18 protein-coding genes are annotated in these 23032 nt (G+C 39.6%); 10 read left to right on the plus strand and 8 right to left on the minus strand.

Features of this window, described 5'->3' with window-relative positions; genetic code table 11:
• The first annotated feature begins 145 nt into the window (after nt 1-145).
• The 4 genes from C7972_RS10040 (at nt 146) to C7972_RS10055 (ending at nt 4914) form a co-directional block, all read left to right on the plus strand.
• The gene (locus tag C7972_RS10040; RefSeq protein ID WP_110356026.1) at nt 146-1030 is read left to right on the plus strand and encodes an AraC family transcriptional regulator; all 885 of its coding nucleotides are present in this window, start codon (nt 146-148) and stop codon (nt 1028-1030) included.
• A gap of 490 nt (nt 1031-1520) precedes the next feature.
• Entirely contained in the window at nt 1521-2765 is a 1245-nt protein-coding gene (locus C7972_RS10045; RefSeq protein WP_110356027.1) for a sugar MFS transporter, read from the plus strand.
• A gap of 133 nt (nt 2766-2898) precedes the next feature.
• Entirely contained in the window at nt 2899-3741 is an 843-nt protein-coding gene (locus tag C7972_RS10050; RefSeq protein ID WP_110356028.1) for a sugar phosphate isomerase/epimerase, read from the plus strand.
• Between the two features lie 51 nt (nt 3742-3792).
• Nucleotides 3793-4914, plus strand: a complete 1122-nt coding sequence (locus tag C7972_RS10055) for a hypothetical protein (protein ID WP_110356084.1) — start codon at nt 3793-3795, stop codon at nt 4912-4914.
• 377 nt (nt 4915-5291) lie between these two features.
• On the opposite strand, the gene C7972_RS10060 is transcribed toward C7972_RS10055, so the two are convergent.
• The gene (locus C7972_RS10060) at nt 5292-5660 is read right to left on the minus strand and encodes a hypothetical protein (RefSeq protein WP_110356029.1); all 369 of its coding nucleotides are present in this window, start codon (nt 5658-5660) and stop codon (nt 5292-5294) included.
• Between the two features lie 90 nt (nt 5661-5750).
• Nucleotides 5751-6440, minus strand: coding sequence for an RNA polymerase sigma factor (locus tag C7972_RS10065; RefSeq protein ID WP_258364814.1), 690 nt, complete (start codon nt 6438-6440; stop codon nt 5751-5753).
• A 236-nt stretch (nt 6441-6676) separates the two neighbouring features.
• Between C7972_RS10065 and C7972_RS10070 the strand changes: the two genes are divergently transcribed.
• From C7972_RS10070 to C7972_RS10080, 3 genes are all read left to right on the plus strand, one after another.
• Nucleotides 6677-7309, plus strand: coding sequence for a hypothetical protein (locus tag C7972_RS10070; protein WP_258364819.1), 633 nt, complete (start codon nt 6677-6679; stop codon nt 7307-7309).
• Nucleotides 7310-7311: 2 nt separating this feature from the next.
• Nucleotides 7312-7947 (plus strand): GTP cyclohydrolase I FolE, encoded by a 636-nt coding sequence (gene folE, locus C7972_RS10075; RefSeq protein WP_110356031.1) that lies wholly within the window; start codon nt 7312-7314, stop codon nt 7945-7947.
• A gap of 68 nt (nt 7948-8015) precedes the next feature.
• Nucleotides 8016-9374 carry a hypothetical protein gene (locus tag C7972_RS10080; RefSeq protein WP_110356032.1) on the plus strand — a complete coding sequence of 453 codons (1359 nt, stop codon included), beginning with the start codon at nt 8016-8018 and terminating at the stop codon, nt 9372-9374.
• 127 nt (nt 9375-9501) lie between these two features.
• On the opposite strand, the gene C7972_RS10085 is transcribed toward C7972_RS10080, so the two are convergent.
• The 6 genes from C7972_RS10085 to C7972_RS10120 form a co-directional block, all read right to left on the minus strand.
• Nucleotides 9502-10167 (minus strand): flavodoxin reductase, encoded by a 666-nt coding sequence (locus C7972_RS10085; protein ID WP_181422852.1) that lies wholly within the window; start codon nt 10165-10167, stop codon nt 9502-9504.
• Between the two features lie 101 nt (nt 10168-10268).
• Nucleotides 10269-11669 carry an exonuclease domain-containing protein gene (locus C7972_RS10090; RefSeq protein ID WP_110356034.1) on the minus strand — a complete coding sequence of 467 codons (1401 nt, stop codon included), beginning with the start codon at nt 11667-11669 and terminating at the stop codon, nt 10269-10271.
• 317 nt (nt 11670-11986) lie between these two features.
• Nucleotides 11987-12313 carry a multidrug efflux SMR transporter gene (locus C7972_RS10095; RefSeq protein ID WP_110356035.1) on the minus strand — a complete coding sequence of 109 codons (327 nt, stop codon included), beginning with the start codon at nt 12311-12313 and terminating at the stop codon, nt 11987-11989.
• Nucleotides 12314-12348: 35 nt separating this feature from the next.
• Nucleotides 12349-13194 (minus strand): alpha/beta hydrolase, encoded by an 846-nt coding sequence (locus tag C7972_RS10100; protein ID WP_110356036.1) that lies wholly within the window; start codon nt 13192-13194, stop codon nt 12349-12351.
• 1030 nt (nt 13195-14224) lie between these two features.
• The gene (locus C7972_RS10115) at nt 14225-14683 is read right to left on the minus strand and encodes a GNAT family N-acetyltransferase (RefSeq protein WP_181422853.1); all 459 of its coding nucleotides are present in this window, start codon (nt 14681-14683) and stop codon (nt 14225-14227) included.
• 111 nt (nt 14684-14794) lie between these two features.
• A complete protein-coding gene (locus C7972_RS10120; RefSeq protein ID WP_146216301.1) occupies nt 14795-16234 on the minus strand; it encodes a S41 family peptidase in 1440 nt (479 codons plus the stop codon).
• A 756-nt stretch (nt 16235-16990) separates the two neighbouring features.
• On the opposite strand from C7972_RS10120, the gene C7972_RS10125 reads away from it, so the two are divergent.
• From C7972_RS10125 to C7972_RS10135, 3 genes are all read left to right on the plus strand, one after another.
• The gene (locus C7972_RS10125; protein ID WP_110356040.1) at nt 16991-20047 is read left to right on the plus strand and encodes a two-component regulator propeller domain-containing protein; all 3057 of its coding nucleotides are present in this window, start codon (nt 16991-16993) and stop codon (nt 20045-20047) included.
• A gap of 69 nt (nt 20048-20116) precedes the next feature.
• The gene (locus C7972_RS10130) at nt 20117-20749 is read left to right on the plus strand and encodes a response regulator transcription factor (RefSeq protein ID WP_110356086.1); all 633 of its coding nucleotides are present in this window, start codon (nt 20117-20119) and stop codon (nt 20747-20749) included.
• Between the two features lie 122 nt (nt 20750-20871).
• A complete protein-coding gene (locus tag C7972_RS10135) occupies nt 20872-22956 on the plus strand; it encodes a hypothetical protein (RefSeq protein ID WP_146216302.1) in 2085 nt (694 codons plus the stop codon).
• The last annotated feature ends 76 nt before the right edge of the window (nt 22957-23032 follow it).

Here is a 23032-nt window from a genome sequence, read left to right on the forward strand (position 1 = left end):
TAAAATATAACACGATAAAATCTGACAATAAAAACTTAACTCTACAAATCTAAAATACTATCGGCATGAATATTCCCTATATCTTACTAAAAGATGACACTTTTTTGTCTTAAATTAGCCCAAATAAAATACAATCCGGAAATTTATGAGTACCCCTAATATCGAAAAAACACTAACAACGAAAGAAACTTTTATTTTCAAGGATATTGTTGGCCCCTACTTTAATCCAAATTGGCATTTTCACCCTGACTACCAATTATCGTTAATTGCAGAAGGCAAAGGAACACGATTTGTTGGGGACCACGTACAATCATTTGAAAAAGGTGATCTGGTAATTACAGGCCCTAACCTTCCACATTTATGGCGAAGCGATGACGCTTATTTTGAAAAGGACAGCAAACTCTCCACTAGAGGTTTGGTAATTTACTTTGACCACGATCTATTTAGTGAATCCTTATTAAGCAAGGAAGAATTTTATAATGTAAACAAGTTTGTGGAAAACTCGGTAAGGGGTATGGAATTTTATGGGGAAACCCGCAATAAAATAAACAAACTTCTACTTAAAATAAACAACGAACACGGATTTCGAAGAATTATAAAATTATTGGAAATCATAGATATCCTAGCCAATAGCGAAGAGTACCACCTATTGTCCAGTCCGGGGTACACCAATGTTTTCAAGGGCGATGATGCAGACAAAATGCGGATTGTCTACGACTATGTCATGTCCAATTTTAAGACCAAAATTTCGCTGGAGGAAATAGCGGAAATGCTCAATATGACCACAACCTCCTTCTGCCGATATTTTAAACCTCGGGCAAACAAAACTTTTACCCGCTTCGTAAATGAAATCAGAATAGGTCATTCAAGAAAACTATTACTGGAGGATAATCTAAATATTTCACAGATAAGTTACGAGTGCGGTTTTAATGCCTTATCAAACTTTAACAGGCAATTCAAGGCAATTGTACAAATGAGCCCCCACGAGTATCGAAAATTGTTCCTGAACATCAAGACCAGTATATCCTAGTGGTTAGATCTCCTTTTGGAGCGATTACCACAATGGTGGTTTTAACGTAAAACATGATCTTTATAAATTATAAGCATATTTTATCCCAGCTAAATTAAATTGGAATTCTTGTATTGACCAGCCAAAATTATCCATCATTATATATTATAGATATAAAACAGTGCAACACACCTCCTATTTACAGAGAATAAACCAAAATAACCCAATGACAAAAAAGTGTCATCTTTTAGTAGGATATAGGGACTTTTAAAAATCTTTAAAGTTTAAATTTATCAGCTTTTAAATTTTTAGGGTTGCTAGGGTCTTGCATACATCATGAACCAAGGGTTTAATGGTCAGGTTATAAAAGCATAAAATAGGTAGTAGATTATTCATTATTTAATAAAACAATTAAAAATAAATTATGATTATTGTAAAAAAGAGATTAAACTTATACGCTGAAATCAAAAAGTAAAGTATACACCAACTAATTAAAAATCTATTAAATTCAATGGAAAATTCAAATGATCAACAAAAAACCAATGCGAACAGACTGTTTTACGGTAGCTGTTTCGCATTAATTACGACCGCATTTTCTTTTAGTATTAGAGCAGGGATTCTTCCACAGTTGGGAGAAGAATTAAGTTTGAGTGCCGAACAACTAGGATTTATCAATTCCATGTGGTTTTTTGGTTTTCCGATATCGATGGTTATCGGAGGATTAATCTATCATAAGGTAGGTGGAAAGGCCATTATGCAATTTGCCTTCCTTGCCCATGCCCTAGGGATTATTTTAACCATTTATTCTGGCAGTTATGTTGGTTTACTCATTTCAACACTATTGATAGGCCTTGGCAATGGTTGTACCGAAGCTGCCTGTAACCCCATGATTGCGGACGCCTATTCAGGAACCAGGATGAGTAGAATGATGAACCGTTTCCACATGTGGTTTCCGGGAGGTATTGTATTAGGTAGCCTTATATCCAAATTTATGACCGATGCAGGCTTAAGCTGGGAAACACAAATTTGGGTGATAATGATTCCGACCTTGATATATGCCTATCTGTACTTTGGACAAGCTTGGCCAAAAGCTAAAATTGAAGCGGCTGCCACACTTAGTGGTAATTTCAAAGCCATGCTTTCCCCTCTATTTATTTTTATGATTGTTTGTATGTCTTTGACGGCAATCTCGGAATTTGGCCCACAGCAATGGGTAGGACTTATCTTGGCCAAGAGTGGCGCCGAGCCCATGATTATATTGGCCCTGGTTACAGGACTAATGGCTGTTGCCCGTTATTTTGGAGGAGAAGTGGTTCACAAATTTGATCAAACAGGAGTCCTTTTGGGTTCTGCTGTACTGGCCACCATTGGAATTTATCTTTTTAGTACCCAAACCGGAACCATGGCTTATGTTGCTGCCATCTTCTTTGCATTGGGTATCGCCTATTTCTGGCCAAATATGATTGGTTTTATTGCTGACAAAATACCAAAAAGTGGAGCCTTGGGATTGTCCATTATTGGTGCCGTAGGTATGTTTTCCTCATCTATATTCCAACCTATAATTGGTGGATGGATCGATTCTGATAAGGCCGAAGCTGCTGCTGCAGGATTGACAGGTGATGAATTGGAACTTGTTTCCGGACAGGCCACCTTGGGAACCATGGTCGCCTTCCCTGCTATCCTGATCGTCCTCTTTACCATACTTTGGTTTTGGGTACGCTCATCAAAAAAACAAGGACAGGAGGCCGTAGCCTAGCCACCACTAAACAAAAATCAAGAAAACAATAACCAATTTCTAGGGTATGGTAAAGGAGGTCTTCCCTAAGGCAAGCCATACCCAAAGGAATCTGGATAGGGTATTTATTTTTTATAATTAATTGACCATACGTATGAAAATTGGAATGAATATGTTGCTGTGGACAAATCATGTTACAGAGGAACATTACCCCATAGTTGACAGATTAAAAACCACAGGATATGATGGTATTGAGCTGTTTTTGGGCGACGGAGATCTAAAGCATTATACAAAATTGGGCAAGTATTTTTCTAGCATCAATATGGGCGTCACTGCAGTAGGTGCCTTGTCTGCAGAGCAAAATATTGCAAGTCCCGACAAGAAGACCAGGCAGGCAGGTTTGGAGCGATTAAAGTGGACCATTGATATGGCCGAAGCGGCCAATGTAGAAGTAATATGTGGGCCATTTCATTCCACCTTTGCCTTTTTTACTCGCCACCCCCCCACATTACAAGAAAAACAATGGAGCAATGAGATGTTGTATAAGGCGGCGGAATATGCCCAAAAAGCCAATATTGTACTAACTCCAGAAGCCGTAAACAGATTTGAATGTTACCTGTATAACACTATGGCCGATCTTGGCTCTATGGTCAGGGAAGTGAACCACCCCAATTTGGGCGCGATGTTCGATACACACCATGCCCATATAGAAGAAAAAAATCAGGCCGAAGCCATTAGGACTATAGCCCCCCATTTAAAACATGTTCATATTAGCGAGAACGACAGGGGAACTCCCGGTAGTGGGCAAGTACATTGGGACGACGTCTTTTCGGCATTAAAGGAGGTGAAATATGACGGTTGGCTTACCATAGAGGCTTTTAGTACCATTATCCCAGAGTTTGCAAACGCCATTAATGTTTGGCGGGATTATTCTCCTTCCGAAGAAATCTACACCAAAGGTCTAAATTTGATAAAAGAAGGGATGGGGATTAAATAATTAATCCAGTACTTTACATCCTATATGAATGAATTAATTAAAAAAAATTTAATGAAAAATCTATTACCTATCCTTATTTGCATTTTAATGTTTGCCTGTAAAGAGCAAAAAGAGGCAAAAACGAATGAAACCGCAACCGAGGCTACAACCGATACCCCACAACAATGGCTTAATTTTGAAGGTAGTGATAAGAATGCAAAGCACATAGTCCTTATTTCGGGCGATGAAGAATACCGTTCCGAGGAATCCTTGCCGCAATTGGCAAAAATCCTTTCCCGGCACCATGGTTTTAACTGTACGGTGTTGTTCGCGCAAGACCCGGCCCACCCAGGGATTATAGATGCCAATTATGCAAAAAACATACCTGGATTGGAAGCCCTTGACAGTGCCGACCTAATGATTATTTCTACAAGGTTCAGAGCCTTGCCCGATGATCAAATGAAACATATTGATGATTATCTTATGGCAGGTAAACCAGTCATTGGACTAAGAACGGCAACACATGCCTTTAATTTTAAAGAGGAAGATGTCTCCAGTTACAAACATTACGGAAACTCCTATAAAGGAGATATAGAGGAGTGGCACGGTGGATTTGGCAAACTTGTTCTAGGTGAAAAATGGGTGAGCCACCACGGACACCACAAACAACAAAGCACCAAAGGTTTTGTAGCCGATGCAGGGAAAACTACTGGAATTACAAATAGTATCGCTGATGGGGATGTTTGGGCCTCTGCCGATGTTTATGAAGTAAGCTTACCGATGTCCGGGGATTCCCAGCCAATAATTTATGGAAAGGTAATGAACAGAAAAGGCGAATTCGACGAAAATGATATATTCTATGGAATGCGACCAACAGATGACGAAGCTGCCAAAACCAACCATTCCGGTAAGGATGTTAGTGCGCCCCTAATGCCTGTGGCATGGACGAAAACCTATCAAGTACCAGGAGGAAAAAAAGGAAAAGCCTTTACATCTACCGCCTTTTCCGCAGTAGATTTCACAATTGAAGGAACACGGAGATTAGTCGTAAATGCCGTATATTGGACACTGGATCTACCAGTACCTACCAAAACCAAGGTAGAATTGGTAGGTTCCTATAATCCTACCACCTATGAATTCAGGACAGATGAATACTGGGATGAAAAACAATTAAAAGTATCCGACTTTAAATAATACCAATTAACCAACCAATCTTTACCAAGCCAATAGAACATATTCTATTGGCTTTTTTTTATAATGCATCAACAATGTCACAAATATTTCCATTTCATATTGGAATATTTATCAATTGAAGCTTTCCGTTTATAACCTAGCTATAATATTACACCGGTTTAAATAACTCTGGTGTTTTATTATTTAGGGAACTCCGATCGGCAAAAAATATTAAAGACTCTTAATGAGAACGTTGAAGTCTACAATAGACTTATGATGTTATGATCGCGATCCTTTACAAAGAAAACGATTCAAAAATATCCCCTAGTTGTATACAACTAGGGGATATATATTGAGCCTTTTATGGCCAATCTTGATAAAACATTCTGCAGAACCTGCTAAGCCCCACTTTTGGATAATTTAGCAAGGGAAAATGCGCCGATCGCCATAACCACGTCCCTAACCGCCACATCCAAATATTGACCTCCAAATATAAGTGTCAAAGCTATAAGGACCAACCAGGCCGAAACGACCATAGCCCCTATAAAAGGTTTCACCAAAACCAAAATTCCGGCACCTATTTCAATTACCCCAACAATTCCCATAAAAGTATTTGCATCGAAAGGCAATAAACTTACCATTCCAGACGAGGAATATATTGTCCAATCCACCAGAATGTTGGTAAACTTATCCAAACCGGCAATTATAGGAACCAATCCAAACGTAAACTTCAGCATGCTACTAACAAATTGTGCATTTGCATTCATAATTCTATTATTTTAATATTATGCCCTTTAGATGTAAGAACACGGCTGGGGTTACAAAAATGTTGGTAAATCTCCCCCATGTCAATTGTTTTAATGCCCCCTAAGTTTTTGAATCTTTGCCATTACCTGATCCACTAGGCGATCGCATTTGGAATTACCAAACTCAAAGGCATTTTTGGCATCGGCAAACTTCATAATCGTATCTTTCATCATGTTCCTGGCCCGGTGAAGCCTCACTTTCACATTGCTATTGCTTAATCCCAGGCTATCCGAGATTTCAGAAATCCCCAACTCTTGAACTTCTTTCAGCATATATACGATCTTATATTTCTCTGGTAGAAGGTCTATTGCCTTTTCAACAATTTGTACCGATTCCGCATACATAGTTTTTCTTTCAGGATTCATAATAGATATATCAGCAATTTGATCGATACCTTTTTCGTTACCGATATCCAACATGTGATACTTCTTGGACTTTCTTTTTCTCTGCAGCGCCTCATTTATTCCTATCCGTATTAACCAAGTGGAAAACAAAGACTCATTTTTAAACTGAAATAATTTTTGGAACGCCTTAATATAAGTATCCTGCATTACATCATCTATATCCGAGGGCCTGTCCAAATAACTCCTTATTGTTCTATACAGCAGTTCATTATAGCGCCTTAAAAGAATTTCAAATAACTCAGTATTTCCTTCCAGTACCTTCTGAACCACCATGTAATCTGCCATAGTTAGCTGTGAAGACATATCCATCATTTTTATGGGTTTACAGTTGTCCATTATCATTGTTTTAGTATTGGATGCCAAGTGGTAAAAAAGGTTACAAAATTTTGTAACCCAATCTCATATTTCACATCAAATCATACGGTAATTATCCTTAAACACAAGTTTCAAAAAAAAACATAACACACAGATAATCATGTTATTACAATATACAAAATAGTGCTTTTATAAAATATTTTAATCCCTTAAATAAATTCAATTGTGAACTATACAGTTAAAATTCTAGAAAAATCCTGGTTACACATAATGTAATATTGTTGGTTTTTGAAAAGCCTGAAGGATTTACCCACAAAATCGGACAAGCCATTGAACTCACCCTGAACACTCCACAATACAGAAGTCAGTATGCCCCTTTTACCCTTGTAAGCTTACCAGAGGAAGATCAATTAAAGCTTATCATTAAAATATACCCCAAGCATCATGGCCTAACGGAAGCTCTGTCCAAAATAAACCCAAAAGATTCCATGATTATCACCAGCTCCTGGGATTCCTATGAATACCAAGGAAAGGGCTGCTTTATTGCCGCCGGTTCGGGCATAACTCCATTCATTCCAATGTTCCGGGATTTAAATAAAAACAGACAATTGAAAAATCACGGGTTGATATATGCCAATCGTAGTGTTGGGGATATAATTCTTCATGAGGAACTAACCGACCAATTCAAGAGCCATTTACACATTATCCTAAGTGAAGAGAAAACAACTGATTTCGATTACGGCATCATTGATTACAACTACCTACAGTCGAAAGTTGAGGGGTTCGGTCAACATTTCTATGTCTGTGGACCTAATGCCTTTATGGAAAGTGTGAAAAAAGAACTCCTTAGATCCGGCGCTAAAAAGAAAAACATACAAACAGGCTATTAAACATGGAAACAAACGGAAGAGTAAATTTGTCGGCAGAAATTCAAGACCAAGTACCAATAAATATTTCAGACGATAAATTGGATAAAATTGCTACCATAGCCTTTCATTTTAGAAAGATCATGGAAACCTTGGAGCTCAATCTAGAAGACCCTGGTTTGCGGGATACCCCTGAAAGGGTGGCCAAATTGTATATTAATGAAGCCTTTAAAGGCCTGGACGAAACCAATTTTCCCAAAATATCATTTTTCGGGAACCACTACAAATACGATGAAATGATCCTGATCAAGGACATAACGCTTTACTCCTATTGTGAGCATCATTTTGTACCTTTTTTTGGTAAAGCAAGCATTGCCTACTACCCAACGAATCGCGTAATTGGACTTTCCAAAATTAATAGAATCGTTCAATTTATTGCCAGTAAACCGCACGTACAAGAAAAATTAACTATGGAATTGGGAACCGTGCTAATGAATTTACTGCATACCGATGACATTGCCATTTCAATAGAAGCAAAGCATTTATGTGTGGCATCGAGAGGTGTAAGCGATACCAATAGCCTTACCAATACCAACTTTTTTTCGGGAAAATTCCGTAAAGGCAAGGTTCAAAATCAATATCTTAAATCCATTACCCATTGAACTTTTCTTTTTTTTGTAACCCTGAAGTGCTTTCTACATCCAAATGTAAAACAATTAAATAACGACAAATGAAAGCACTTTATTCATTCAAATTACTAAGCCTACTGATAACCCTCAATATCCTTATCAGTTGTACCAAGACAGAAACCATAACCGAAACTATTACGGAAATAGTAAACGACACTATTATAGAAACCAGAACGGACACCTTGGCCCTTCATCTTGACCCTGCATTGGTAGCTGAGGGGAAACAAATCTTTAGATATGACACCTTTGGGGATGAAGCCTTTTGGAGCGGAATTTTGCATTTGGACAAGGCCATACTTGGAGAAGCCAATGGCGGTTACGGGGATGGGGTTAGTCCTGCTACCGCTTTGGGAGTAGGATTAAAAGTAGACTCCGAGGCCTTACCTGCAGAATTGGTAGCGGCAATTCAGGCAGACCAAGTAGATCTTAATGATCCGGCAACCACCATTGCACTGCTTCAATTGAACGCTGTTGTGGGGGTTAAAGGAACCTTTGATGATAACGGTACTATGACGGCAGTGGGAATCAATTGTGCATTGTGCCATTCAACGGTAGACAACTCATTTACCGATGGTATAGGAAAACGTCTGGACGGTTATCCCAATAGGGACCTTAACGTAGGAGGTATTGTAAATTTAACCGACAACAAGAAATTCTTGGCGGATTTACTTCATGTAGATGAACCCACCGTAGAAACTGTACTTAATGGATGGGGACCTGGAAAATTCAATGCAGGACTTTTTGTAGACGGTAAAGCACTACGTCCGGACGGAAGTATTGCTGCCAACCTACTACCAGCCGCATATGGACTGCAAGGTGTAAACCTAGCAACCTATACTGGATGGGGAGACATGGTTTATTGGAATGCCTTTGTAGCCAACTTGGAAATGCACGGTCAAGGTAGCTTTACCGACTCTAGACTGGATAATGCTCCCCAATTCCCAATAGCTGCAGAAAACAATTTTGGAAACATTGTGAACGACCAAGATTTGATAACTTCCAAGCTTCCAGGTTTACAGGCCTATCAGCTCTCGCTAACAGCACCAACACCTCCGGAGGGGAGCTACGATGCCACGGCCGCAGCAAGAGGCAAAGAATTGTTCGATGGCAAAGCAAATTGTGCCAGCTGCCACATAGCCCCCATATTTACCGATGCCGGATATAACCTTCATAGCGCAGAGGAAATTGGTATAGACGACTTTGAGGCAAAAAGATCGCCCACTGGATTGTATAGAACAACTCCGCTTAGAGGACTCTTTGCCAGAATGCAGGGTGGATTTTATCACGACGGTAGATTTGCGACCCTCAACGACGTCATTAACCATTATGATACCCACTTTCAATTGGATTTAACCGCTCAAGATAAAACCGATTTAGAGGAATATTTAAAATCAATATAGTTTTAGTTGCTCTTTTTACTTATTGGCTAGTGTTGAAAATGCCCATGACATTCGGATTAATCCTATATGTTGATGGGCATTTTTTTTATAAGTAGATATGAACCGCTTATATAAATTTTCCTAGGGTTTAGAACTTATTACCTGTTTGGATGTATCTTTTTTTAACACCTATGGCAATTAGCTGTTTGCTAATGTCCTTCTCGAACAATCTGGGCCCACAAATATAGAATTGCTGATGTAGATCCTTGATATTTTTTTTTAAGATATCCATATTGATCCTGCCATAAATGGAATTTGGAGATTTTGACCTACTAAGGATATGGATGCAATTCCTTCCCAAAACCTTCTTCAATTTCCCATAAAACAAGATATCTTCCTTAGTCCGATTGCCATATAGTAAAACATGTTCTTTTAGCAGATCCTCACCTTTGGCTTCAAGTTCTTTTAAAATAGGTAAAAAAGGGGTTATTCCTGTGCCTGCTGCAATGAAAACTCCGCGACCTTTGTAATTATAGGAATCCCATGGTTCCGTAATTTGCAAGGTTTCCCCAATCTTTAATGTAGACATACCATAGGTAAGGCTGTCCACCTCTTGGTTAATCTTTACGATCAGTTCCAAGTGAGGATCACTACTAAGGCTGGTTATAGTAAAGGGGGCAATCGCAAGTTCATATCCAGGCTTTGCTATACTTAGTTCTATGGCCTGTCCAGGCCTATGGACATATCCATATGGCTTTTGAACGCAAAAACGGATTACGTTATGGTTGAGATATTTTTTTTCTAAAATTTTCACGCTATAAGGAAATGTAAAGCCCATCTTCTAAAAATAAGTAGTTACCTTATTTTGATGAAAAGAAGTCTTTCTGGTTACATTTCCACTTGTGAATCCGTAGGTTAAGGATTTTCGTTATTGGCATCTACCTTTTGGTAATAGTCAATAAGTACCAACTTCCCATCCCCTCTCCTTAAATATCTTTTAAGTATTTTTTGCACGTCGTTGTTATCGGCCATGGGAGTAATATACTTATCATATTCCTTGAGGCCCTTCATCTTTATTTTCTTGGGCAAAAATCCAAACCCCTTGTATACCCCTTTTTCCACCATAATAACCGATTTCTCATTCATGTTTCTTCCCTCTGCTTTAATCAAATAGGTATTTTTATCTTCAGTTAATGGCATCAAGGCTTTTTCCACCCGCTTATTGTAAGATTCCGCCGGTTCCATATCCAGACAAATACCATGACACTTTTTAATGTGAAAATGAAAACAGGCACCTGAAATCTGCTGTAAATTACAATGTAGGGAACACAGTTCATAAGTTTCGCACAATTCCTCCAAAAATGACCTACACTCCCCTTGGTTGTAAAAACAGACCAATGGCGATTTTAGTTTGCCCAATCGATCATAAAATAGATTTGTAATCCCGTTTTTGTCCATTTTTGCCCCTATCCCATACCTATAACCGATCCGCTTTTGCGCCCGATTGAATTTAGGGAGGTGTTTTTTTATTTCATCCGACTCCAATAACAGGGCTACCAATTCGCTGCCCGTATGGGTATAGTCTATGTGCACTGTTTCAAAACAAAGCCGCATTTCTTTATGCGCCTTACTATAGACATGGCTCAATACCCGTTGTTTAATATCCTTGGCCTTGCCCACATAAATAATCTTTCCCTCCGCATTCTTAAAATAATACACCCCGGTAATATTGGGAAGGGCGGCCACTACGGATTTGGGCCAAAGAGGCGGTATTCCCGAATCTCCGGATTTTTGACCCAACATGAAATTAAATACACCATTGGTGTCCAAATCCCAAAGCTTTTCCAATAATCCAACCGTGGCTTTTGCTTTATCCAATGCGCTTTGTACATGACCTACATTAATTCCTAAATGATTGCACATAGCCCCTAAACTATAGCTTTGTTGTCCAGGAATTAGTTTACGGGACAATTTAAGCGTCGATATTTTTTTGCGTTTGTATATAGCTCCTAGTGATGCCAACTCATTTTTTATACCGTTGAAATTGAAATTTACATGGTGGGAAATAAAAATACAGTCCTTGGTAAGTTCTACAATTTCTTTGGCCAATTCATAGAATTTGGGGGCGGTCCGCACCTTATCATTATTGATACCATTGCGACGCGACACCCTATATTTAATGGAAACTTCGGGATTTACCAAAGAAGAAAATTCCTTTATTATCTTTTCGCCATCGTGAATAAGGATGCAGATTTCGGTAATCTTATTATCCTCTCCCCGCAATCCGGTAGTTTCTGTTTCAATTATGGCGTACACTAACTATAACAATTTTGGAGTATAAAATTAAAAAAGAATAACCCAATAGGATGGCTTTTCTTGTATTTAACGTTTTCGATTTAATTAATTGGTTCTTGGTCCTCGTTAGGTTGCCGAGTGGACAGATGATTAAAAAAGGTGCTAACCCCCTATTCGAATTTCTGAATACAGAATATATCGACAACAAAAAAATAGCCCGCTATGAGTGTGTATCTATTAAATTGTGAAAAGCCGATTCGATGGATCCATTTAAAAAAACAAACAAATTTACGGGTCCAAAGTAAGGTTCCAGTTCTAGATAGGGAATACCCTTGGTATTAATTGGAAACAAACTTCAGTCCAATAATGGAACATATTAAGGTTGTAATAAAGAAAATCCTCCAAAAGGTGGCCGGCTCTTTAAATACCAGAATACCCACCAATACGGTCCCTACCGCCCCAATTCCCGTCCATACGGCATAGGCGGTACCTATTGGCAATTCGCGTGTTGCCCTCACCAACAGCAGCATACTAATAGCCAAACAAAGCAAAAAACCAATGTACCAATAAGTCGCTTCTGCGCCGGTAGACTCTTTGGCCTTTCCAAGACAGGCTGCAAAAGCCACTTCAAAAAGGCCTGCAATGATTAAAAAAATCCAATTCATAAATATCCTTTAGTTCTCTGATCTAAAATTATCTATTAGTCAATATTTATTATTGGTTCCTTCATTAAATACCCTAAGGACACCAAAAATTGATCTGCTTCGGCAACAGTACTTTTGTAGGCTTTCTGATTGGCATAATTAAAAAATCCATGTCCTTCCCCTTCGTACAATTTAAGATCGCACCTACTTTCCACTTTTTCCATGACCATTTTAAAATACTCAGCTGTCACCACTGGAATCAAGTGGTCCTTGGTTCCCTGGAAGATGATGGTTGGGGGAGCCCCCTTTTTAATATTGTGGAGAGGCGAAAAATCTTTATATGCATCCCCTATCCTTTCGTACCCATACCCCCCTGGACCATTATCCACTACGGGGTTAAAAAGCACCAAGGCATTGGGAATGGAATTAATGGAGGTGTCATCGGCAGAATCATTGTACCCTTCAATAAAAGCCGTTGCGGCCGCTAAGTGTCCGCCTGCAGACCCACCGGAAGCAATAATCCTGGTGCTGTCTATATGGAATATTTTGGCATTTTTTCTTATAAATCTAACAGCCGATTTGGCATCCTTCAAGGATTCGAAGGGAGTTGTTCCATTTATTTTTGAGGTACGATAGTCCGCTAAAAAACAAACCATGCCCCTTCTGGCAAAATATTTGGCCTGATTCAAGAATTGGGATCTTTTCCCCCCTACCCAACCCCCTCCAAAAAAGAAGACCATGGCCGGATAATTTTTGGAAGAATCCATATTGGGTGGATAATGTACTTCCAAAAACAAATGGGTCGTATCCACTTTTTTATAAAGAATTTCTTCTTGGGAATTACACATTTGGGTACTGAATAGGGTACCAATTATTAAGGCAATAAATAATTTTAAACGCATTTACGATTTTTTAGGAAAGCTGCCTTGCAACAGCCACATTCAATAATTGAATTTATGGTCCTAAGATAGGAAAACCTCAAAACATCTTCACGGTATATTTTACCTCAGCTTAAAATCCTTAAAAAAAATCCAGTAACACCCCTGAGCGCAGAAAAAGGTATCTTTAAAAATAAATTTAAAATTTTCAGCAATATTGATAGAATTAGGTGCCATAATCTATCCCTTGCACCGGTAATGATTTTGAACCACCTAATTCAAAAAGACCTTTGAAGCTACCCAAGTAAATTCCCATTCTGTGGGAAGTTTGAAAAACAACCTACTTCCCCCCATCCAAGACTATAGGAATGGTCGTAATGATCATTTCATCAATGAGATCTTCTTTAAGTGTTCTGGATTGTTATCCCTCCATCTAAATAGGGCCTATGGTATCCCCTTTTATGTCTTTTCACCAAGGTTTCCGCTAAATTCCCTTTGTCCAATTAGGCTTTGCCCCTATACTCCTCGACTAATACTTCCAAGATGCCGATCACTATAAAATTGGGCTTGGCGTAAGGCCAACCCCCTCCAAAACCACAGACTGTTTCATACGTTTTACAGCCATCACCAAGGCATCCCCTTGGGATAAAAAAGGTATTAACCCTCAGGGCAAGCCTGTCTGCCGACAAAGGCAGGCCTGTCTGCCGACAAAGGCAGGCCCTGAACCCAATAATAGGAATCGACCCTAGGGTCGAGGTATTGAACCTAGATCCCGCCGAAAAAGGCGGGATTAGTTCAACTTGCAATTTTCAGTGCGTCTTACTGACTTCTCAAAATTGAGTTTCACTAATAAATTCATATAAGCCCACATCCGATTGGTCGGGATTGGGAATAGCAGCAATACAAAGGACCATTCCCTTCAGCGATATAACCGTCCAAGCTAGTGGCTATAAAGACCAAATTTCTTTTTTCCATAAGGTAAATTTAAAACTAAAGGAGATATTTTTCATTTAGAAATTGGCTCTTAGCAAAAAGTAACGGCCACATCTATTAATTAAGGCCTCATTAACTCCCATTTCCAAATAAAGCCATCTTCACAGCTTTCAACTTCTTCTATTTTAGTAAAACCACATTTTGTTAAAACTGCTGTGGATGCATTTGATTGACCCAAGGTATGTGCCAAAATTGATTTGACCCGATTATCCGTAAACGCCTTCAAAATTAATCCACTTGCCATTTCAGTAGCCAGCCCCCTGTTATTATATTTCGGAGCAATTTCATAACCCAATTCAACACTACCTTCCTTAGTTGGACTTCCCTTAAATCCACCACTTCCAATCAGCATATTATCCAATTTATGAATTGGAAAATAGGTCCACCACCCCAATTCCCCTGGCCTGTCTAAAATTTGGTCCAGAGCATACTGCAAAGCATCTACCCCAAATGCAGTCCACTGCTCCGCTAGGGACACTCCTAAAAAGTTAGAAAGTTGTTTATTTCCCTTAATTGCCATTTTAAGCATTTGGGCATTACACGGAACCAACCTCAAATTAACTGTTTCTATGACCATATTAGCTAGCATACTTTATTAAATTTCTATATTGTTTCCCAGCAGGTACCGCACTTATCCTTTATGGATGATTTTCATGGTCTGTTCCATAATTTCGTCCTTACCAGATAAAATCCCCTTTATTGTAGGTTGCACTTGGTAATGAGGAACAATTCCTCTATCTGTAAATTGATTATCTTTTACTGCTGTGTAATAGGACATTAAAGGAATCCCCAATTTCATCTTGGAGTTCGGGAGCGTAACTATGGCAAAGGCTCCACTATTATTCCCATAATATCCACCTCCTGTTTCCTCCCCAATGAAACTGACCCTATCCAGATCGTTTGCCACGGCGCAGAACTCAGAAGTTACTGAAAAACTGGCTCCGTCTATTAGTACATATACCTGACCCATAAAAGGATACTCTTGTGGTATTTGTAGCTGCAGGTTTACATTGTGCTCCCAACGGAACTCCCCGTCTGCAGTTTGGGTTATCATTGTCCTTAACTGCTCATATCCATCCGGTAGTTGTGCGTGGTCTACAAATGAAAACCTTTCATTGGTTGCCACTACCAATTTGTCATAATACCTAAATTGGGCATTTACCAAATAGGACAACAATAGTGCTCCATAGGCATCCTTCCCTCCTTCGTTGCCTCTCAAATCCAAGATCAAATTTTGAATATTTTTGGTGTTGATGTCCGTAAATGATTGCTTTAGAAAGTTTTCAAAATTATATTTCCTTTCATCTGGCCAGAAGGTACGTATGGTCAAAACGGCCGTCTTCGCATTCTTAAATTCCAATTGATAGGGTAAGTTGTTATATTGGGCAGTATCCCTTTCCATTACCTTTTGAACCGGAACCGTAGGCAACTTCATTTTGACCTTCCTACCTCGCCGCATATAGGTGATATCAAAATGGCTGTGGGATTTGCCCTCCTCCAAATAGAAATTGGAAAATAAGGCATTAAAATACCTGTTAAGCTCCTGATACTTGAAGGTTTGATTGCGCCCGTCAGAAAACAGATTGTTCATTAAGCCATCAATTATCTCCTCCATAGCTATTCCATTAATGGCTGTAATTTCGGTACCTGGCTCCAATGTAATGTTAGAATCATAGCTATAGTGAACATAGGCCCTGTTATTCTCTAGAAAAAGTTTTAAAGGAAATAGGGCTGCCGTATTGTAATAATACATAAATCCCTCGTCCTCCGAAGGTATTAACTTGGTGTGGCCACATCCAATTTTTGCCAATATAGGGTTCAATAATTTATAAAACTCCTGTTGGCTAAGTGGTTGATCAAGTTCCTTAAAAATTGTCTCAAAGCCTGAATCCATTGATGATTTGGGTTCATACCGGTAAATACCGGGATGGGCCTCCTCCAAGGCCGTCCTGAAAAGTTCAAAGTCTTCCTTTAATTGTGGGGGATCCATGGCGCTTTGGGCATCCACCACTGGGGCACCTATAATTTGGGTCATAAAGAGCACCAAATGCCATAATAATTTTGGTTCCATAGCTTTAAAATAATTAACCAATCCCTTACCTCTATATTTGGTAAAAGCATTATCTAAAAACAAAGATCACAGGATCCGGCATACCCAACAATCACATAAGAATGTGATATTTTATGAGAAACCCTATGTATTACCCAGATTTTCACGAGCGCACTAAAAGTGACCCATTTACTATATGTACCAATGGGGTATTTTTCACATGTTTATGCTATTTCAAGGACGACCAACCAAAACTATATTTGTACTGTTGTTTACCTTTTAAATTTCAGGTAGGGAACTCAATTAAATCCTTGAATAAAATGGTCCTTGAATCAATAAAATAAAAATGGAGTTATTCATCAATCAATAAAAGGTATTAAACCTCAGGGCAAGCCTGTCTGCCGACAAAGGCAAGCCTGTCTGCCGACAAAGGCAGACCCTGAACCCAATAATAGGAATCGACCCTAGGGTAGAGGTATTGAACCTAGATCCCGCCGTAAAAGGCGGGATTAGTTCAACTTGCAATTTTAAGTGTGTCTTACCGACTTCTCAAAATTGAGTTTCACTAATAAAATCAATTAAACAAAAACAATCATGCTTACATTATTTCAAATTCTTATCAACTTTTTAATTGAGCTCGGGGTTACCTTTCTATTGTAAAAGTAACTTGGATTCCAAGTCGCGGAAAATGACCGGCCTATCAAGGTGTAATATCCGTTTTTTTTATACTTGGGATATCCAATCTTTACGTAATTTTATAATAAACCACCTGGCTGCATGGGCATAAGGATCCTTTATTGTTTACTATGTTTCCAAGCCTTTCTATTTGGACAAAATTCCTATGTCTTTAATAGATTTTCTACCGTGGATGGTCTGAACACCAATAAAGTTAAGTGTGTTTGGCAGGACTCCATCGGATTTCTATGGATAGGCACGGAGGTGGGCATACAGCGCTTTGATGGGAGAAAATTCATTTCATATGCCGGTCCCGAAAATTACCAGTTACCACCAAGCTTGGGTGTGGATCAAATTTTAGATGCTGGCAATAGCAATCTTTGGTTATTGCAGGGTGGCCAGATAGGAAAATTCAACACAGTGGATTTTCATTATACTCCGGTACCCGTTAGAAGTTATGGGAGCATTCCCCCAAGGTCGGAATTTAAACTGTTTATAGATAGTAAGAAGCAGGTATTTCTATGTGTATCAAAATATGGTCTTTTATGGTACGACGCCAAATCCAACGCCTTTGTAGAGTCCAATTTACCTATAAAGATTCCTAGAGGTTGGGGCGTCGTTTCCCTTTTTGAAGATAGGCATACTGGAGAATATTGGATCTGTAGTGAACGGGGGCTAGCCGTATACAAGAGTTCTAGAGACGAGGTCTTTCACCGACTCAACAATCCGGAGGACATACCAATACTGAACAACAAGGCCATTACCAATTCCGTAGATTTCATCAAGGACCAAAAAGGCACTTGGTGGCTAACCTATTGGGATTTTAATTCCCATCGGGAACACCCTGTTCTCCTGCATTTCGATCCCAAAACAAATCAATATCCCACAGATACCTTAAGAAACCATACGACCACAAAAAAATATACCGTTCTAAAGCAAATTTTAGAGACCCGTAATGGGCAGATTTGGATCGGGGGTGAGAATTCCCTATTGAGCTATGATAGTGACTTGAAAGGTTTTTATCAACATTTCAAAGCCAACCCCCTGGAGTTCGATATTAGATGTAATCAGGCCAGGCATCTCTTTGAAGACAGGGAGGGCAACATTTGGTTTAGTACGGAAAATGGGCTGTATGTTATAAATCCCAATCAAAAGGATGTATATAGCCTTGTGGTGATAGATGGTCTTGGACTGGACTCTCCAGTAAATGCCATATTGGAAACCAAGACCAAGGAGAATTGGATTGGTACATGGGGCAAGGGTATCCTTTTTTATGACGAGAATTTCAATAAACTGGGAGGAAACCCCTATACGGGTCTGGGAACGGAATCCATCACTCTATATTCTTCCATTTGGGACCTTCAACAGCACAGTGAATCGGGACACATTTGGTCTGCCTGTCAGGGGGGTAGACTGGCCGTTTTTGATGCAAATACCAAAAAGGCGTTACATTGGTTACATCCCCCCATATTTAAACAATCTACAGTACGGCAGGTAAAGGAGGATCATAACGGAAATCTTTGGTTTGGAACGCAAAGTGGGCTATTGGTAAAATGGAAAAAGAACGACCCCATTACCGATACCAGTTTTGAAGAACTCCACAATTTCAACACCATTATTTATAGACTATATATAGATCTGCAGGGGCGGTTATGGGTTGGGACCCATAAGCAAGGTGTTTATGTAATTGATGTGGAAACCAACGAAATCTTATTTCATTTTAATACAGTATTCAACGATAATTATGGGATAATGGACAATACCGTTTCCGATATCCAACAATATAACGACAGTATTTTTTTGGTGGGTGCCGAAGCATTGAACATACTTAACATCAACACCTCCGAGGTAAAGAAAATTACATCTTACGACGGACTCTATGGATCCAGGGTATTACAGTTAATGTTGGATAGGGAAGGAATAGCCTGGATGATAACCAGTAATGGCCTTAGCAGCTATAATTATGAAAAAAACATCATAAGTTCCTATAACAACCTTCATGGCGTTATCTATGCGGAAAAGACCAATAGTGCCAAATGGATGATGCAAAACGGGGAGATATGGTTTGGAGGGGAAGATGTTGTTTTTGGCTTTTCACCCGAAAAACTAAATTATAAACAAAAACCGCCCAAGGTAAACATTACCGATTTTAAACTCTTTAATACTTATATGCCTTTGGATTCGATCATGGCCCAAAAAGAAATCGTATTCAATCATTATCAAAACTCGTTTACTTTCTATTTTTCCGCCTTAAGCTTTTCCCAACAAAGAAAATTACAGTACTATTATCGCATTCCAGGGGTGAACAAAGACTGGGTAAAGGCCGAAATGGATATGGCCGCCACCTATACCACCATGCCTTCAGGAAAATATACCTTTCAGGTAAAATGCATGAACCTCCAAGGTCTGGAACCGGATGAAATTACCAGCATCGACTTTAGGATACGCCCTCCCTTTTATCGTACCTGGTGGTTTATGGCCCTGCTCCTATGCACTGGGGTAGGAATGGCCTATTTTATATACAGACTTAAGGTAAACCGCATCTTGGCCGTTGAAAATTTAAGGAATAAAGTAGCCAGGGACCTGCATGATGATATGGGCTCTACCTTGAGTACCATAAACATTCTTAGTTCCATGGCCAAGAGTAAAATGAACAGCGATACAGTAACCAGTAGCAACTACCTCTCCAAGATTACGGACAACAGTCAAAGAATGATGGAGGCCATGGATGATATTGTCTGGAGCATAAAACCGGACAACGACAACATGCACAGGGTTATTGCAAGAATGAGGGAATATGCCACAGGCATCCTGGAGGCCAAGAACATAGAATTTGATTTTGAGGTAGAGGATAAAATAAACGATTTAAAACTGGATATGGAAGCCCGGCGGGACCTATTTCTTATTTTTAAGGAAGCTATCAATAACATCGCCAAATACTCCCATGCCAAACGAGCAGAGGTTCAACTAACCTATAGGGATAAGTGGCTCAGAATGCAGATCATGGACAACGGTATTGGGTTTGAGACAGAAAAAGCCGACAGCGGAAATGGTCTGGACAATATGGTTAAAAGGGCATCCAAAATGAAAGGAGAATTAAAAATTGACAGTAATCCGGATCTAGGTACGGAAATTTGTTTGAACGTTCCTGTACCTTAGAGGACATTTAACATCTTTATGTGATTTTCCCCTATGGATTTCCTGTCTAATTTTACAAAAAGCACAATTATGATTAGGATAGTAATATATGAGGATAACCCCCAATTTCGGGAAGGGCTTACCATGTTGATCAATGGCAGTGATGGATTTTCCGTTTTGGCATCGTACAGGAATTGCAATAATGTAGCCGCGGAAATGGAAAAATGGTCGCCCGATGTTATTTTGATGGATATCAATATGCCTGGTACCGATGGTCTGGAAGGATTAAGGAAAATAAGGGAGGTTAACACCGAGGTCAAAGTATTGATGCTTACCGTCTTTGACGACAATAAGAATGTTTTCGAGGCACTTAGGAACGGGGCCAATGGATACTTGCTCAAAAAAACCCCACCGGCAAAATTATTGGAATATATACAAGATGCCACCTTGGGTGGAGCTCCCATGACTTCCTCTATCGCTACACAAGTGTTAAAAATGTTCCAAGTAATACCCCAGACCAAGAATCAGGACTATTGCTTAAGTGAAAGGGAAACAGAAGTCTTGCAACTTCTGGTGGATGGCTACAGCTATAAAATGATTGCTTCGGAACTTTATATAGCAATTGACACTGTTAGATCACATATCAAAAAAATATACGAAAAGCTACACGTAAACAGCAAAAGCGAAGCCGTTGCCAAGGCCTTTAAGGATAAATTGCTATAACATATTTGCTTCCAAACCATTTAAAAATCCTCGGATTTCACATACTTATGCGATTGTAAGAACCGGGGTAGCGCACTTCCTTTGTCCTGAAAAAATTTGAAACTAAAACTCAATATCAGGCAATGAAAACAAAACTTTTTACTCTTTCAATCCTCTTCTTAATGTTCATTGGATGTTCCGATGATGATCATTCTGAAATTCCTAAGAACACTTTGGAGGCAGATGCCTCTATTGAAAATCAAGGGGACATCTTTACTGGTCAGGCTGTAATCCTCAACGGTTCCAAGTCCCTGGACAAAGCCGGAAAACCCTTTCAATACCTATGGAGCCTTAAAGCCAAACCGAGTGGAAGTTTAACCGAATTGACGGAAGAAACCACGGCCCAGCCAAAATTTACTCCTGATAAGGCCGGGAACTATTCTGTGGAGCTAAAAATTTTCAATGACGGATTTTATGATACGGATGCATTGGTGGTCTTGGTAAAGAAGCAGAACACCCCACCTGTACAAGAAACCATACTCATTTCAGAAAATATTACGGAACGTCGCCATTTGGCAAACGTTTTTGACGACCCCAATAAATTTGATTATTTGGTAACTGGCGATATCCATGTAACGGCATTGCTCACCATTGATCCGAACGTGGTCATTGCCTTTGAGGAAAACACGGCAATGTATATAGACAATCCAGGGGCCATTATCACAACCGCAGCCGCCAGTTCATTTATCACCTTTACTGGTAAGAACAAGGTTCCAGGGTATTGGAAGGGCTTAATTATCAATTCCAATAACCCGTTGAATAAATTGGACAGAACAACCATTGAATACGGGGGCGGAGCTATTGCCCAAGGAATGGAAGTTGCTACTAGCTTGGGTATCGACAATGAGGGGCCCGGACACCTTAATTTGGTATCCTCCATTATCCAACACAGTGCTTCCTATGCCATGGCCGTAGAAGTTGGGGCCAAATGGAACACCGAATCCTTTAATGTGTACAGGGACAACAACAAAATTATTAGAGTACCTGCCTCACAACTGGGAGTGGTATCGGCCCTGTCCCAAATACACAACAATGAAGTAAATATTATCGAGGTCATTGGTGACCGAATCTATAATACCGAAGAAACTGTTTGGAGCAATTTGTACGATAGTACGGTTGACCTTAAATATATCGTAGAAGGAAAAATAGAGGTTGTTTCCGGCCTTAGGATCTTGGAAGGTCTGGAACTGTACATGGATAGGGATTCGGAGATAAATATCACCAAAAGGGGCTATATGGTGGCCCTTGGAAGCAATCAACACCCAATTAAATTCCGTGGTAAGGAAGCCACGGACGGAGGATATTGGAAAGGTATTTCCATAATGTCCGACGACATGAGAAATGAATTGGACAATGTGGAAATATACCATGCAGGAAGTGAGGTAATGGACGGGTTTCAGAACAGGACAGCTATTGGAATGGCAGGGGCCAATGAGGCTAAGCTAAAAGTGTTCAGCTCCAAAATTGTGGCAAGCGGTGGCAATGGTATTTATGTTGAAAACGGAGCCGAACTTGTACACATAGACTTTGTTAAGTTTCATGATAATCAAGGTCCCGCCATGTCCATGTCCGCGAATCAGGTAAAGAAATTAAGGGATGGAGCGGGAATGGAGTTTATGGGCAACGGTCATAATGGCGTTGAAATTATTGGGTCTACCCTGTTCAATCCAGATGGTAGCGAGACTGTTTGGCCAGCCTTGCACTTTGGTGCCAGCTATTTGGTGAGCGGTAATTTAGGAGTTCAATCCGGTTTAAAAATACTTCCTGGTGCCATTTTCAAATTTGCCGAAGATAAGATGTTTGGAGTGTTTCCCAATGGCTATTTAATTGCCCAGGGTATCGCAAATAAAAAGATTGTCTTTACCGGGGCCAATGCAAGCAAAGGATTTTGGAACGGGATCCGAATCCAATCGGACAGTGCCAAAAACCTAATGGACCATACGGAGGTACTCTATGCCGGAAAAACCGAAATGCCCGGGGTTTCCAAAATAGCGAGTATTGGCCTAGACGGGGATTATATGGCCAATTTAACCCTTAAAAATTCCACGATTGCACATGGCCATGGCTACGGAATTGCCTTTGAAAACCGCAACACCTCCATAAACCCTGATTTTAATATGGTAAACCTTTTTGAAGACCTAAGTCTTGGAGACATTTCCCTGCCCTAGTAAATTACAGTGGGCATATCATTATAACTTTTAACCTTGGGTTGTAAAATGGAATACTCGTCAAAGATGTGATTAA

It is taken from the genome of Arenibacter sp. ARW7G5Y1 (genome assembly GCF_003201775.1).
Classification (GTDB): domain Bacteria; phylum Bacteroidota; class Bacteroidia; order Flavobacteriales; family Flavobacteriaceae; genus Arenibacter.

Coding starts and splice junctions, on each gene's coding strand:
- C7972_RS10115 (WP_181422853.1), bottom strand. CDS start 14,683: ATGGCAATTAAGGGAAATAAACAACTTTCTAACTTTTTAGGAGTGTCC.
- C7972_RS10065 (WP_258364814.1), bottom strand. CDS start 6,440: ATGGACAACTGTAAACCCATAAAAATGATGGATATGTCTTCACAGCTA.
- C7972_RS10100 (WP_110356036.1), bottom strand. CDS start 13,194: ATGCGTTTAAAATTATTTATTGCCTTAATAATTGGTACCCTATTCAGT.
- C7972_RS10120 (WP_146216301.1), bottom strand. CDS start 16,234: ATGGAACCAAAATTATTATGGCATTTGGTGCTCTTTATGACCCAAATT.
- C7972_RS10095 (WP_110356035.1), bottom strand. CDS start 12,313: ATGAATTGGATTTTTTTAATCATTGCAGGCCTTTTTGAAGTGGCTTTT.
- C7972_RS10050 (WP_110356028.1), top strand. CDS start 2,899: ATGAAAATTGGAATGAATATGTTGCTGTGGACAAATCATGTTACAGAG.
- C7972_RS10055 (WP_110356084.1), top strand. CDS start 3,793: ATGAAAAATCTATTACCTATCCTTATTTGCATTTTAATGTTTGCCTGT.
- C7972_RS10045 (WP_110356027.1), top strand. CDS start 1,521: ATGGAAAATTCAAATGATCAACAAAAAACCAATGCGAACAGACTGTTT.
- C7972_RS10060 (WP_110356029.1), bottom strand. CDS start 5,660: ATGAATGCAAATGCACAATTTGTTAGTAGCATGCTGAAGTTTACGTTT.
- C7972_RS10135 (WP_146216302.1), top strand. CDS start 20,872: ATGAAAACAAAACTTTTTACTCTTTCAATCCTCTTCTTAATGTTCATT.
- C7972_RS10125 (WP_110356040.1), top strand. CDS start 16,991: ATGGGCATAAGGATCCTTTATTGTTTACTATGTTTCCAAGCCTTTCTA.
- C7972_RS10130 (WP_110356086.1), top strand. CDS start 20,117: ATGATTAGGATAGTAATATATGAGGATAACCCCCAATTTCGGGAAGGG.
- C7972_RS10080 (WP_110356032.1), top strand. CDS start 8,016: ATGAAAGCACTTTATTCATTCAAATTACTAAGCCTACTGATAACCCTC.
- folE (WP_110356031.1), top strand. CDS start 7,312: ATGGAAACAAACGGAAGAGTAAATTTGTCGGCAGAAATTCAAGACCAA.
- C7972_RS10040 (WP_110356026.1), top strand. CDS start 146: ATGAGTACCCCTAATATCGAAAAAACACTAACAACGAAAGAAACTTTT.